11 protein-coding genes are annotated in these 14,020 nt (G+C 38.4%); 7 read left to right on the forward strand and 4 right to left on the reverse strand.

The features are described from left to right. Positions 1-2 precede the first annotated feature (2 nt). Both C9J35_RS07065 and mscL read right to left on the reverse strand, forming a co-directional pair. Positions 3-1,118, reverse strand: a complete 1,116-nt coding sequence (locus tag C9J35_RS07065; protein ID WP_107923958.1) for a methionine biosynthesis PLP-dependent protein — start codon at positions 1,116-1,118, stop codon at positions 3-5. Positions 1,119-1,414: 296 nt separating this feature from the next. After that, the gene (gene mscL, locus C9J35_RS07070) at positions 1,415-1,804 is read right to left on the reverse strand and encodes a large conductance mechanosensitive channel protein MscL (protein ID WP_107923959.1); all 390 of its coding nucleotides are present in this window, start codon (positions 1,802-1,804) and stop codon (positions 1,415-1,417) included. Between the two features lie 174 nt (positions 1,805-1,978). Here mscL and C9J35_RS07075 point away from each other — a divergent pair, with 174 nt between their 5' ends. Further along, positions 1,979-2,677, forward strand: a complete 699-nt coding sequence (locus C9J35_RS07075) for a lytic transglycosylase domain-containing protein (RefSeq protein ID WP_107923960.1) — start codon at positions 1,979-1,981, stop codon at positions 2,675-2,677. Between the two features lie 732 nt (positions 2,678-3,409). Continuing rightward, positions 3,410-4,948: a DHA2 family efflux MFS transporter permease subunit gene (locus C9J35_RS07080; RefSeq protein WP_107923961.1), complete on the forward strand. Its 1,539-nt coding sequence runs from the start codon at positions 3,410-3,412 to the stop codon at positions 4,946-4,948. A 263-nt stretch (positions 4,949-5,211) separates the two neighbouring features. On the opposite strand, the gene C9J35_RS07085 is transcribed toward C9J35_RS07080, so the two are convergent. Next, positions 5,212-5,469 (reverse strand): GlsB/YeaQ/YmgE family stress response membrane protein, encoded by a 258-nt coding sequence (locus C9J35_RS07085; RefSeq protein ID WP_054767518.1) that lies wholly within the window; start codon positions 5,467-5,469, stop codon positions 5,212-5,214. Positions 5,470-5,621: 152 nt separating this feature from the next. Continuing rightward, entirely contained in the window at positions 5,622-6,167 is a 546-nt protein-coding gene (locus tag C9J35_RS07090; RefSeq protein WP_107923962.1) for a cysteine hydrolase family protein, read from the reverse strand. A gap of 533 nt (positions 6,168-6,700) precedes the next feature. Between C9J35_RS07090 and C9J35_RS07095 the strand changes: the two genes are divergently transcribed. The 5 genes from C9J35_RS07095 (at position 6,701) to ilvN (ending at position 13,982) form a co-directional block, all read left to right on the forward strand. Beyond that, positions 6,701-7,876, forward strand: a complete 1,176-nt coding sequence (locus C9J35_RS07095) for an amino acid deaminase/aldolase (protein ID WP_107923963.1) — start codon at positions 6,701-6,703, stop codon at positions 7,874-7,876. Continuing rightward, the gene (locus tag C9J35_RS07100) at positions 7,864-9,186 is read left to right on the forward strand and encodes a D-arabinono-1,4-lactone oxidase (RefSeq protein WP_107923964.1); all 1,323 of its coding nucleotides are present in this window, start codon (positions 7,864-7,866) and stop codon (positions 9,184-9,186) included. The genes C9J35_RS07095 and C9J35_RS07100 overlap by 13 nt, the downstream gene beginning before the upstream one ends. A 418-nt stretch (positions 9,187-9,604) precedes the next feature. Continuing rightward, positions 9,605-11,275, forward strand: coding sequence for a dihydroxy-acid dehydratase (gene ilvD / locus C9J35_RS07105; RefSeq protein WP_054767519.1), 1,671 nt, complete (start codon positions 9,605-9,607; stop codon positions 11,273-11,275). 416 nt (positions 11,276-11,691) lie between these two features. Further along, positions 11,692-13,470: a biosynthetic-type acetolactate synthase large subunit gene (ilvB, locus tag C9J35_RS07110; protein WP_107923965.1), complete on the forward strand. Its 1,779-nt coding sequence runs from the start codon at positions 11,692-11,694 to the stop codon at positions 13,468-13,470. Beyond that, a complete protein-coding gene (ilvN, locus tag C9J35_RS07115) occupies positions 13,467-13,982 on the forward strand; it encodes an acetolactate synthase small subunit (protein WP_107923966.1) in 516 nt (171 codons plus the stop codon). The genes ilvB and ilvN overlap by 4 nt, the downstream gene beginning before the upstream one ends. Positions 13,983-14,020 lie beyond the last annotated feature (38 nt).

Below are 14,020 nucleotides of genomic sequence, written 5' to 3' on the forward strand. Positions count from 1 at the left end.
GCTCAAGCCTCTTTTCTAAGGATTTCAAATACTTGCTTCAAATCCGCAATTAAGTCCTCGGCTTCTTCAATGCCAACTGAGAAACGGAGTAAACGGTCACAAACACCACGTTCAACACGCTCTTCATACGGTATATCTGCATGTGTTTGAGTTGCTGGGTATGTAATAAAACTTTCTACACCGCCAAGGCTTTCCGCAAAGGTAATTAATTTAATATTGCGTAGGAATACATCAATCCATTCAGCCTTTTGCAGACGGAATGACAACATACCCCCTTTCCCCGTATAAAGCACATCGGTCACTAGTTCTTCTTCCTCTAAATAAGCTGCAATGGCTTTGGCGTTTGTGTCATGTTGTTTTAAGCGAAGGTGCATAGTTTTTAGACCACGAATTAGTAACCAGGAATCCATTGCACCCAGCACCATTCCGCTACCATTATGAATAAAGCCTATACGTTCAGATAACTCAGCACCTTTTGCTACAACTAGGCCAGCTAGCACATCATTATGGCCACCGATATATTTAGTTGCTGAATGTAGTACTATATCTGCCCCTAATTCAATTGGTCGTTGGAAATAGGGTGTGTAAAAAGTGTTATCGACAATTAACCAAGCTCCATGCTTATGTGCAAGCTCCGCATACACTTTCAAATCAAATTCCTGCATAAGCGGGTTTGTTGGTGTTTCAATGAAAATGGCACGTGTATGGTCATTTATCAATGCTTCTACCTGCTCAACAGAGTCAAATTTGGAATAAACAGGTTTAATATTGTATGTTTCTTTGAAGAAGTTAAAAAGACGATATGTACCACCATATAAATCATCAGGTACTATTAATTCCTCACCAGGTTTGAATAGAGAAAGTACGAGTTGGATGGCCGCCATGCCTGAGCTACAGGCAAAGCCCATGTCGCCTCCCTCTAAATCCGCTATCCCTGCTTCTAAAATGGCACGCGTTGGATTTTTTGTACGTGCATAGTCAAAACCTGTAGATTCACCGATACCTGTATGTTTGTAAGCTGTCGATAAATGAATTGGAGGACTCACAGCACCTGTTGTTGGATCACTTAAATTCCCTAATTGTACTAGCTTTGTTTCAATACTTCTGTTGTTTGTCATGTCGTCACTCTTTTCCTTATCATAATAATAGAAAAGGTCCGCGTATCACCAATGGACCTAGGTTCTTATTGGATAATTTGATTATGTATATAGTATTCTCTATAATTGTTATCAATTTACCATGTAAACTTCGGTAGGACAAGATGATTTCAGAAAATTTGATAGATTATTGTGTTAAAATCTTGTCGGAATAGTAGGGGTTGTATTTTCTACAAGACACAGACAGGGAAGGAACGTTGGGACAATAAGATAAAAATAAAAAGCAATTGCTTGTAACTAAGCAATTGCTTTCTATTTTACATTTGTTCTTTTTTTAATAAATCGCGTATTTCTTTTAGAAGCTCTTCTTTTGCATCCAGCGCAGGAACTGGTTCTTCTACAATAGCCTCTTCTTTTTTATTGGAAAGCTTCGTCATGATTCTTAAGGCTATAAAAATCGCAAATGCAATAATTAAAAAGTCAATAATAGACTGTAAAAACACACCTAATTGAATTTGTGCCTCACCTGAGCCATAAACAAAGCTCTTCGTTAAATCAATGCCACCTGTTAATACACCAACTAATGGCATAATGATATTTTCTACTAAGGAGGTAACAATTTTACCGAAGGCCCCACCGATAACAACAGCCACTGCTAAATCGACAATATTGCCTTTCATAGCAAATTCCTTAAAGTCTTTCCACATAAAATATTTCCTCCTATATTTATCCAATTAACAACAATCAAATTGTATTTTACTATATTTTGCACTATAAATTCAACTATATTCATAGGGAAAACAAAATGGCTAAAAAATGTCTACATATAAACGGTAAATTTGGTAATATAGAAGAAGATAACGAATGATTAGGTGTGACATATGGCGAAAAAAAAACAGAAAAAACCATTGCTATCACCGGCTGTGAAAATGGGGATGATTGCATTATTAGTACCCATTGCAATAACAGTGTATGTTCTCGCTTTTTTTGCGTGGAAAGAACTACAAACATTACCGATTTTTGAAAAGCTTGCACAGCAGAAGGCGATAGAAGAAATTCAACAAAATTTTGATATAAAAATACCTGAGCAATATATTCCCATCTATATTGCTGCAGAGGAGAAATATGGTGTGCCATGGACATTGTTGGCGGCACATCATCGCATCGAAACGCGCTTCTCCTCTATGAAATCCCTTGTTTCTCCAGCTGGGGCAGAAGGGCATATGCAGTTTATGCCTTGTACCTTTGTAGGTTGGAAACATCCAACATGCTCTGGGTTAGGCAAAGGCGAAATTGCTAAGTCTGAACTAATGAACCCTGCTGCCATCCAAAAATATGGTGGGTATGGGGTAGATGCGAATGGAGATGGGGTAGCAGACCCATATGATATTGAAGATGCGGTGTACAGTGCAGCCAATTATTTATCGAAGTACGGTGCAGCTAAAGGGGACGTAAAGCGTGCCGTGTTTAACTATAATCATAGTGACGAGTATGTTGAAAACGTTTTGCATTATTATAAATTATATAATAACTACCATGATGAGTTAAAAGCCGCCGTTCTTATAAATACGGAGCATTAAAAGTCAATATTTAATGAAGAAAATAAGACTGAATCCAATTTTGGATTCAGTCTTTGTTTTGTTAAATGGAATTGCCTAGCTTTTCGACATGACTTGAGCCAACTACTTGTGCCTAAGGGATATGGCTTATGATATAATTCGTTGTTATTTATGGGTCCTATTAATATGTATCCCTATCCTAAAGATGAAAGGTGTAAAAGTAATTATTCTTTAGTAATTTTTTTAAAAAACTTTTGTCACGCGACTTAAATAGGCGTTGAAAAAAATAATGTTTTGTGGTAAATTTATTAGATAGATATTGTATAATTATAATTTCGCGTATTATCCCTACTTTAATTATACGATACAATCTATTCGTTAGTCAACTCTTATATTTATTTTTTTAAGGAGTGTTTACTATGAATGCCGTATTTCAACAGGAGCAAAAACAAGTGAAAAGAGAAATGGAAATCATTCAGGAGAGCTTTAACAGATTGGAGGAAGGAGCTACCCAGCGCAGGAACGAAAACGAGTCTTAGCATTGGAAACGAGATTTTACAGCAGGTACTGAGCAAAGGTACCGACATGACAAACAATTTGTACAAATTGTAGCAACCATTCAACAGAAGCAAAAATCGGAGTCATCCGTCATGATTGAGGGAGCTTCTCATTGTTTTGGGCGCAGTTGACAGCGGCAAGGTTGGTGCCTTACAACAATGCACTTATTTTAACATAGAAAGTAGGACTGATTATATGTCTGAGAAAACCAATGCTATGCAAAAAAAACCACCATATGGCATGATTGCCATTTTATTTATCGGGGCCTTTGTTGCAATATTGAATGAAACATTACTAAATGTTGCCCTTCCATCTATTATGGAAGAATTCGATGTGAATGCAACTACGGTTCAATGGCTTTCGACAGGTTATATGCTTATTAACGGTATTTTAATACCCGCGAGTGCATTCTTCATTCAGCGCTTTACTGATAAAAAATTATTTATTACAGCAATGTTATTGTTTACATTGGGAACACTCCTGGCCAGTATTGCACCTGCCTTTGGTGTGTTATTAGGGGCACGAATGATTCAAGCTTCAGGCTCCGCGATTATGATGCCATTATTAATGAATGTCATGCTTACCGCTTTTCCAGTCGAAAAAAGAGGGACAGCAATGGGTATGTTTGGTCTTGTGATGATTACAGCTCCAGCGATTGGACCGACTCTTTCTGGATGGTTGATTGAGCATTATAGTTGGAGAATGTTATTTGATCTTGTCCTGCCAATTGCCGTTGTAACCTTAATTTTTGCAGTCTTTAAATTAAAAGATGTCACACCACAACGTGCTATTAAGCTTGATTTCATGTCTCTCGTTTTATCAAGCATAGGATTTGGTGGTTTGTTGTATGGCTTTAGTTCTGCAGGGGAAAAAGGTTGGGATAGCCCACTCGTGTACGGTACGATTATTATTGGTGCACTTGCTTTAATTAGCTTTATAGTGCGTCAATTACGGATGGATGATCCCATGCTTGAGTTCCGTATCTACAAGTATCCAATGTTTGCCTTGTCATCGGCCATTTCAATCGTGATTGCGGTCGCCATGTTTTCGGCGATGATTTTAATGCCCATCTATGTACAAACCATTCGTGGGATTTCACCAATGGAATCGGGCTTATTAATGCTTCCGGGAGCGATTGTTATGGGGATCATGTCGCCCATTACAGGGAAACTCTTTGATAAGTATGGGGCAAGAATTTTGGCGGTGAGTGGGTTGACCATTACCGTTGTAACCTCTTATTACTTTAGCAAAATTGGTATGAATACGGCTTATTCTACCCTTGTGCTGCTGTATACTTTTCGTATGTTTGGGATGTCAATGGTCATGATGCCAGTAATGACAAATGGTTTGAATCAGCTACCAGCGATAAATAATCCACACGGTACAGCTATGAACAATACACTGCAACAAGTATCTGGTGCTATTGGTTCCGCGTTGTTGATTACCGTAATGAACAACCGAACGACCGTAAAAGCAGAGGAATTAGCTGCTGACGCAATGGCCAATATGGGTGCAAATGCAGCTCAACCTTCAGCACAGGCTACAGCTGAATTACAACAACAAATTATGAATGAAGCGATGTTACATGGTATTAATTTTACCTTTTTCATTTCTACATTGATTGCGGTTATAGCACTTATTCTTGCTTTCTTTATTAAAAGAGTAAAACCTAATCATGAAGATAAGACAGATGAAGAGGCTGTTGTTAAACCTTTAGATATTGATACAGAGTGACAACTATAAAAACGGGTGCCTAGCTCTAGCATCGCCCACTTTTTAAAATTCATAGCCGATACTATGGTTATGTCATCCGTAAAAAATGCTGCTCTTGCTTTAGCTGAACATATGTCTAGCAATGAACAGGAGTTTACACATCTCATGAAATAATAAAGGCAGTTCCCTTGAGCAAAACAAAGACTGAATCCAATATTGGATTCAGTCTTAATTTTCTGTTCATTATTAATAAAATAAAAAGGGTAGCTCTTTATTTTGCATAATTACGTTGCTTTACGCATAGTTTTTAAAATAATGCTTACGATAAAGATAAGAACAATCGCCCCAATTAATGCTGGAAATACGTAAAAATCACTGACTTTCCAACCCCAGTTACCAAGAACCATACTACCAATCCAAGAACCGACAATCCCTGCAATAATATTACCAATGATGCCGCCTGGTACATCTTTACCTAAAATGACGCCAGCTAACCAACCTAATATTCCTCCGATGATTAAAAACCAAATGAAACTTATCATAATTATTCATCTCCTCAAAATTTAAGATATAAAATGGCGATTACTTAGTTATATCCTTTCTGGAGAATAATAAACATAAATAGGCTACTTTTTTGATTTTAGTTCCTCTTCATTCACGAAAATAATTAAGGTTAATGGCCTTCAGGATTATATTATTTAATGACTTTTACACCTAATGTCTGCTCAAAATGACGCAGTGCCCAGTCGTGACCTGCCGCATCAAAACTTGCAACGCCTTGTGCATAAATAACAGTCGAAATACCAAGATTATAAGCATCAACAGCTGTGTGCAAAATACAAATATCTGTACAAACACCCACTAAATGAATTTCTTCAATGCCACGTTGTTTTAATAAAATCGCTAAATTTGTACCAGCAAAGGCACTATAACGAGTTTTATCGAGCCAAAGTACTTGCTCTTTATGCATTTGATAGACTTTACCAACTTGACCATATAAATTGCGTCCATTCGTGCCGCGAATATTATGTGGAGGGAAAAGTTTAGTTTCAGGATGATAAGGATCGTTTACTTCATGTAAATCATTCGCAAAAACAACGAATTCATTTTCATCAATAAATTGTTCAATTAATGCGGAAATTTTTTCGTCTAAAGCTTGCCCAGGTTCTCCACACGTTAGTTTTCCATCCGTTGCTACAAAATCATGCGTATAATCGATTACAAGTAGCGCTTTTTTCAATTTCCACACACTCCTTTTGGTGTAAATTTACTTTTATCATGCCATATTTGGATTGGTTTGTCAGAAAAATAGTTATATTTTAATATTAAGAATAGTTTGAAAATTGAATTGTGTGCGAGTATAATGTGAAAAAAGGCGAGGTGATATGTATGAATATGGCTGTTATGAAACGTTTAGATCGTCAAGGACTTCTAATCGCATCTTTGCATATGCTTGTAATGCTAAACTTAGCAGTAGAATTTTTATTTGTCTCGTAGTCTCGTAAAAATATAATAGAAAGGTGAGTTCAATGCTCGTCCAATACTAAAACAACCGTGAAGGCAATTTCGTCGTAGTCCACGGTTGTTTTTTGTTGTCCTGACTAAACTTTTTTATTTTCAATGTTTTAAATCATGGATAGCAATAGAATGCATTTGAATGTTTAATGGTGCGCAACAAATGCTATGTATGGTAAGCCTTTTAGACAATTTTTCATTAAAAAGGAATTTTTCTTGTGAAAATCAAATACATAGAACATATAAAGGAGTGATAGGATGACAAGGAGATTTGAACGTGTGTTTCATCGCCTAGAATGTCCATTTGCCTGGCTGGACTTAGATGCACTGGATGACAATATAGCGACTGTGCAGCAAGCATGTGGACAGAAAAAAATTCGTATTGCGACTAAATCGATTCGTTCATTAGAGGTGCTACGTTATATACAACACAACCTCTCAAATATTGGAGGTTTTATGACATTTACAGCGGCAGAAACGATTTTTTTACTAGAACACCAATTTGATGATTTATTGCTTGGCTATCCAGTAATGGAGGAATTAGCTGTTCGTCAATTGTTACAGTTCGTGAAAGAGGGCAAGACTGTCACGTTTATGGTGGATAAACAAGAACATGTTGCGTTTTTGGAGAAACTAGGTGCAGAGCTTGATGTACGTGTGCCGATTTGTATTGATATCAATTTGTCGAATGATTTTAAGGTCCTTTATTTTGGTACGAAACGGTCATCCCTTCATTCGTTGGAGTCCATCACCCCATTTTTACAATTTATAAAAAATCTATCGTATATTGACGTTGTTGGCGCTATGGGCTATGAAGCTCAAATAGCTGGAGTCGGTAATCGACCGACTAATGCTGTGAAAGGAAAAATAATAGAAGCCATGCAGAAGCAAGCGAAAAAGCAAGTAACCCAGTTTCGTAGACTAGCAATTGCTCATATAAAAGCCTATTTTCCTCATCTGTGTTTTGTGAATGGTGGTGGTTCAGGCAGTATGACATATACTGCTCAACAAAAAGAAGTGACGGAAATTACGGTTGGTTCAGCATTTTATGCACCAGCACTTTTCGATCAGTTTACACATTTACAGCTCTCAAAGGCAGCAGGGTTTGCGCTGAGAGTAACTCGAAAACCTCAAAAAAATATTGTGGTCTGTCATGGTGGTGGGTATACGGCTTCTGGTGCAATTGCTGCGGACCGCTTGCCAACGTTTTATGAACCAAACTATTTTTCATTTCTAAACTTAGAAGGTGCAGGAGAAGTTCAAACACCAGTAAAGATAAAAGGAAAAACAGTAAATATAGGGGACACCATGTATTTTCGACATGCGAAAGCAGGTGAGCTTTGTGAACGATTCTTAGTATTGCATGTCATAAGAGAGGACAAGTATATAGGAACTTATGCAACATATAGGGGGGAAGGACAATGTTTTCTGTAGGCAAATGGAAAAATGGTGAAAAGTGGACGAATTGGGCTGGCAATATCATTTCTTACCCAAGCGAGATGTATTTACCTCGTTCTATCGAAGAGGTGGTAAACGTGGTAAGTCATGCGCGAGATACGACAAAAACAATACGTGTAACAGGGGCGGCTCATTCTTTTAGCGCTGTTGCGATGCCGGAGCATATTGCACTTTCTTTACATAACATGCGCGGTCTAATAGCTGTCAACTCAGAAAAGCAAGAGGCAACATTTTGGGCTGGAACTTATTTATATGAAATGGGACCACTGCTTGCAAAACATGGCTTTGCATTAATGAATATGGGCGATATTCAAGAGCAAACAATTGCCGGTGCGATATCTACTGGTACACACGGAACAGGTGTTACGCTAGGTTCTTTATCGTCCACTGTAACGGCATGGGGCTTTGTAGATGGCACTGGTACTTACAGAGAGCACCTAAGGGGAACAGATGCATTATCTGAGGCAATTCACGTATCACTAGGGATGCTGGGTGTACTTGTAAAAGTAACGATGCAAGTGATGCCTCTTTATAGCTTACATTATGTCGGAACACGGGAGACATTCACGAAAGGACTTGCGACATATCGTGAGGATATTCGCCAGCATCGGCATGTGGAGTGGTTTTATTTCCCTAGTAGTGAAACGATTCAGGTAAAGCGTATGAATGCCATGGCACCTGTCTATCAAAGTGAATGGAGTAAGCGTGTGGAAACATTAAAGCTTCAAATAGTTGAAAATGGTGCGTTCTTTGCTATTTCAGAGCTGTGCAAATGGAAGCCATCATTAAGTGGTGCGATGAGTAGATTGGCTGCAGCAAATGTTATTGAGGGTGAAAAAGTTGGGATAAGCTATGAAATTTATCCTTCGCCACGTAGTGTAAAGTTCCAAGAAAGTGAATACGCCATTCCCTTAACACAATTTGAAGCATGTATGGAAGAAATTCATGAGACATTTAAAAAAGGTCATCTAAACTTCCATTTTCCATTAGAATGTCGCACAACTGCGGGTGAAGCGGGATATTTAAGTCCAACACAAGGGCAAGAATCGGCTTTTATCGCATTCCACATGTATAAAGGAATGTCAGAAGAGCCTTATTTTAAATGGGTGCATACATTGATGCAAAAATATAAAGGTAGACCGCATTGGGGAAAACAAAGTCATTTAACAGCTGAACATGTGCATGGCTTGTATCCAGCTATTGATAAGTTCTTAGAAGTCCGAGCCCTGTACGATCCAGATGATGTTTTTTTCACAGGTTATCTAAAAAAATTATTCGTTTTGTAAAATTTGGTATTTAATTGAAATTAGAAATTTTACGCGCTGAGTAGCAAGATAGTCTAAGAAAATAGCAAAAATATTAGAACGTTTTTCAAATTTAAACTATGTAAATATTGTTTATTATAAAAAAATTTAAATTTGAACGAAATGTCAAAATATTTATCAAAGCGAGATAAAAGTGATGCTTAATCAGCATGAAAACGATTTCAAATTTTATGGAGTATTTGAATTGTTTAAACAATTCAAAAAATACTGTTGACGTGGCCCTCTTATTCGTACTATGATAACAACAATTTAATACGTTCGTTACAGTAGTTAGTTGCATTTACTGCAATTAACTTACACACAAAAACAAAATAGACAGAACATTTTGTATATAGCAACGAACATAGCAATGGATAGCAATAAATGAGGGGCGTTTAAAATGAGAAGTGACATGATTAAAGTAGGCGTAGATCGTGCGCCACATCGAAGTCTTTTATATGCAACAGGCAAAGTAAAAGCAAAAGATTTAGGCAAACCATTTATTGGGGTTTGTAACTCTTATATCGACATTATTCCAGGTCACGTTCATTTACGTACATTTGCTGATGTTGTCAAAGAAGCCATAATCGAAGCGGGCGGAATTCCGTTCGAATTTAATACGATTGGTGTAGATGATGGAATTGCAATGGGACATATTGGTATGCGTTATTCCTTACCGAGTCGTGAAATAATCGCAGATTCTGCTGAGACAGTTATTAATGCACACTGGTTTGATGGCGTATTCTACATTCCAAACTGTGACAAAATCACACCAGGAATGTTAATGGCAGCAGTTCGTACAAACGTACCGTCGATTTTTGTATCAGGCGGTCCAATGGAGGCTGGTACATCTGCTACAGGAAAACAACTTTCTCTAACATCTGTGTTTGAAGGTGTAGGAGCTCACAAATCAGGCAAAATGACATCAGAAGAGCTGTTAGATATTGAAAACAATGCGTGTCCAACATGCGGATCATGTTCAGGAATGTTTACTGCAAATTCCATGAACTGCTTGATGGAAATGCTAGGCGTAGCGCTTCCAGGTAACGGTACAATCGTAGCAACATCTGATGAGCGTCATAAGCTTATTAAAGAAGCTGCAAAACAATTAGTCCGTATGATTGAAGAAGACATTAAGCCACGTGACATCATTACAAAAGAAGCAATCGATGATGCATTTGCACTTGATATGGCGATGGGCGGTTCTACAAACACTGTGCTTCATACATTAGCAATCGCAAATGAAGCAGAAATAGACTATAACATCGAAGATATTAATAAAGTTGCAGAGCGTGTACCATATTTAGCGAAAATTATGCCTGCTTCGGATATTTCAATGGATGATATTAATAAAGCTGGTGGCGTGAGTGCCATTATAAACGAATTAGTATCCATTCCTGGCGCAATTCATCCAAATCGTCCAACTGTTGCAGGTGTAACGATGGGTGAACTTGTAAAGGATTATCACATTACTAATGATCAAGTTATTCGTACAAAAGATAACCCGTATAGCCCAGTTGGTGGTTTATCGGTATTATTCGGTAATATCGCACCAAATGGTTCTGTAATCAAAGTAGGTGCTGTAGATCCTTCTATTAAAGTGTTTAAGGGTGAAGCAATTGTTTTTGATTCACAAGAGGCAGCGCAAGAAAATATTGATAACGGCACAGTAAAGGAAGGCCATGTAGTCGTCATTCGCTATGAAGGACCTAAAGGTGGCCCGGGGATGCCTGAAATGCTTGCACCAACGTCTGCTATTCAAGGTCGTGGTTTAGGAACTAAGGTTGCATTGATTACCGACGGACGTTTCTCAGGTGCATCTCGCGGTATTTCAATTGGTCATATTTCACCAGAAGCAGCAGAGGGCGGTCCAATCGCTTTAGTGGAGAATGGTGACATCATTACAATTGATCTACCAAATCGCACGATTAACTTAGAAGTTTCAGAGGAAGTATTAGCTGAACGTCTTGAAAAATTGCCAGTATTTGAACCAAAAATCAAACGTGGCTGGTTAGCAAGATATTCGAAATTAGTCACAAGCGCCTCGACAGGTGGCGTCATGAAGATTTAAAAATATATATGTAAAAACGTTGATGAGGTTAAAGGGTTTAGAGCCTTGTATCTACCAGAGAGCCGGTCGTGCTGGAAGCCGGCGATACAACTAAATCCGACATCCCCTCGGAGTGAGCTATTAAACGCGTGTTCGCCATTAGATAGCTCCGGGCATAATCGAAGTGCTCGTTATTAATGAATAAATGGTTTATGACACCGTATTGGATGTAAGTTTACTTGCATGGGTTCATAAATGCTTTCTTTTATTCGCGAGGTAGCAATTTTATTGCTATAAACAAGGGTGGTACCATGAAAAGTCTTTTTCATCCCTACGTAAGGTAGTTCTTTGCGTGTGGAGAAAAGGGCTTTTTATTATTTTTCACGATATTAAAATAGTTTTTCGCTATTTTAACTACTTGAAGGAGGCTTATTTTGATGAGTGCGAATGTTTCTATCAATGAAAAAGAAGAATTAGTAACAACAGCAGAAGCAGAAGCTGAAGCTAAAAAAACTTTTCAACCGAAAGATGGTGCAGACGTTTTAGTACAGTCGTTGCATGATCAGGGTGTCGAGATTATTTTTGGCTATCCTGGTGGTGCAGTACTTCAAATTTATGATGCGATGTACAAAAATCCAATTCGCCATATTTTAACAAGACATGAACAAGGCGCAATTCATGCAGCAGAAGGGTATGCGCGTGTATCCAATAAACCAGGTGTTGTGATTGCCACAAGTGGACCTGGAGCCACGAACTTGGTAACTGGTATTGCCGATGCGATGATTGATTCCATTCCACTTGTTATTTTCACAGGTCAAGTGGCCACTTCAGTTATTGGTACCGATGCCTTTCAAGAAGCTGACATTATGGGGATTACGACACCAATTACCAAACACAACTATCAAGTGCAAGATGTAAATGACATTCCACGTATCGTCCAAGAAGCATTCCATATTGCGAATACAGGACGGAAAGGTCCGGTAGTTGTTGACTTCCCGAAAAATGTCTCTCAAATGCTATTTGATGTGGAAAACCCACCTAAAGCACCGGAAGAAATTTATTTACCTGGCTACCAACCAACTTACAAACCGAATTATTTGCAAGTTCAAAAGGCAATTCAAGCAATTTCTTTAGCAAAGAAGCCGGTTATCTTAGCTGGGGCAGGTGTACTTTTTGCTGATGCCCGTGAAGAATTAACGACTTTTGCTGAAAAATATCGTATCCCGGTAACCAATACATTACTGGGTCTTGGATCATTCCACGGGGAGCATGAATTATTTATCGGTATGGCAGGCATGCATGGTACAGCGACGGCTAATATTGCTATTACAAAATCGGATTTACTCCTAAATATTGGTGCGCGTTTTGATGATCGTTTAACGGGTAACTTAGCAACATTTGCGCCAAATGCAACGATTATCCACATCGATATCGACCCTGCTGAAATTGGCAAAAACGTTCCGACAGATATTCCAATCGTAGCTGATGCCAAGGAAGCATTAAAATCATTATTGAAAAAAGATTTTGAAGGACCAGATACAGCTGATTGGTTGAACTTATTAGAAAATCATGCCAACGAAAATCCACTTTGGTATTCCAAAGCAGCAAGTGATACAGAAGTGTTACCGCAAGAAGCACTAGAGCTTGTGCATCGAATTACGGAAGGTGAAGCGATTGTTACAACAGACGTTGGTCAGCACCAAATGTGGGCTGCTCAATATTATCGCTTAAACAATGATCATGGATGGGTAACGTCTGGTGGACTAGGTACGATGGGCTTCGGCTTCCCAGCTGCAATTGGCGCCCAATTTGCGAAGCCAGACAAAAAAGTTGTTGCAATTGTAGGAGATGCAGGTTTCCAAATGACTGCGCAAGAACTCTCGCTATTAAAAGAATTCAACTTACCAGTAAAAATTGTGATTTTAAATAACAGTTGCCTAGGGATGGTACGTCAGTGGCAAGAAACCTTCTATGAGGAACGTTATTCATCTTCACTTATGCCGATTCAACCGGATTTTGTGAAGTTAGCGGATGCATATGGCATTAAAGGCTATCTTATTAACACAATTGACGAAGCAGAAAGTATCTTCCGTGAAGCTCTTCTTTCTGATGAGCCAGCATTAATCGATTGTCGCGTAAAACAGCTTGAGTGCGTCTATCCAATGGTTGCACCAGGCAAAGGCTTACATGAAATGATTGGGGTGAAAAAGAAGTGAAACGAGTAATTACAGTAACGGTGATTAACCAAAGCGGTGTACTAAATCGTGTAACGGGCTTACTTATGAAACGTCAATTCAATATTGAATCGATTACAGTTGGTCATACTGAACAGCCAAACTTCTCAAAAATGACATTTGTTGTACATGTAGAAGACGAAAGCAAAATTGAACAACTTGTCAAGCAATTATCGAAGCAAATTGACGTGTTAAAGGTTAATGACATTACAGATAAAGCCATCGTGCTTCGTGAGCTTGCACTTGTGAAGGTTATTTCACCACCAAATTTACGACTTGAAATGAACTCGATTGTTGAGCCGTTCCGACCACAAATAATTGATACAGCGAAAAACGTTGTTACCTATCAAGTGGTAGGGCATCCTGAAAAAATTGATGCTTTCATCGAGTTAATTCGCCCATATGGCATTAAAGAGTTAACACGTACGGGTGCCACAGCATCGGTTCGTGAAACACAAAAAATTACGCATACGCAGCTCTCTATTTTAAAATAGTTTGCATATAAAATGAAAGTTTTGGATGTGTGTTTCCA

Origin of the sequence: Lysinibacillus parviboronicapiens (genome assembly GCF_003049575.1) — a bacterium.
Classification (GTDB): domain Bacteria; phylum Bacillota; class Bacilli; order Bacillales_A; family Planococcaceae; genus Lysinibacillus; species Lysinibacillus parviboronicapiens.

Excerpts from the sequence above, each read along its gene's own strand:
- C9J35_RS07065 (WP_107923958.1), bottom strand. The coding sequence starts at position 1,118 with ATGACAAACAACAGAAGTATTGAAACAAAGCTAGTACAATTAGGGAAT.
- mscL (WP_107923959.1), bottom strand. The coding sequence starts at position 1,804 with ATGTGGAAAGACTTTAAGGAATTTGCTATGAAAGGCAATATTGTCGAT.
- C9J35_RS07075 (WP_107923960.1), top strand. The coding sequence starts at position 1,979 with ATGGCGAAAAAAAAACAGAAAAAACCATTGCTATCACCGGCTGTGAAA.
- C9J35_RS07080 (WP_107923961.1), top strand. The coding sequence starts at position 3,410 with ATGTCTGAGAAAACCAATGCTATGCAAAAAAAACCACCATATGGCATG.
- C9J35_RS07085 (WP_054767518.1), bottom strand. The coding sequence starts at position 5,469 with ATGATAAGTTTCATTTGGTTTTTAATCATCGGAGGAATATTAGGTTGG.
- C9J35_RS07095 (WP_107923963.1), top strand. The coding sequence starts at position 6,701 with ATGACAAGGAGATTTGAACGTGTGTTTCATCGCCTAGAATGTCCATTT.
- C9J35_RS07100 (WP_107923964.1), top strand. The coding sequence starts at position 7,864 with ATGTTTTCTGTAGGCAAATGGAAAAATGGTGAAAAGTGGACGAATTGG.
- ilvD (WP_054767519.1), top strand. The coding sequence starts at position 9,605 with ATGAGAAGTGACATGATTAAAGTAGGCGTAGATCGTGCGCCACATCGA.
- ilvB (WP_107923965.1), top strand. The coding sequence starts at position 11,692 with ATGAGTGCGAATGTTTCTATCAATGAAAAAGAAGAATTAGTAACAACA.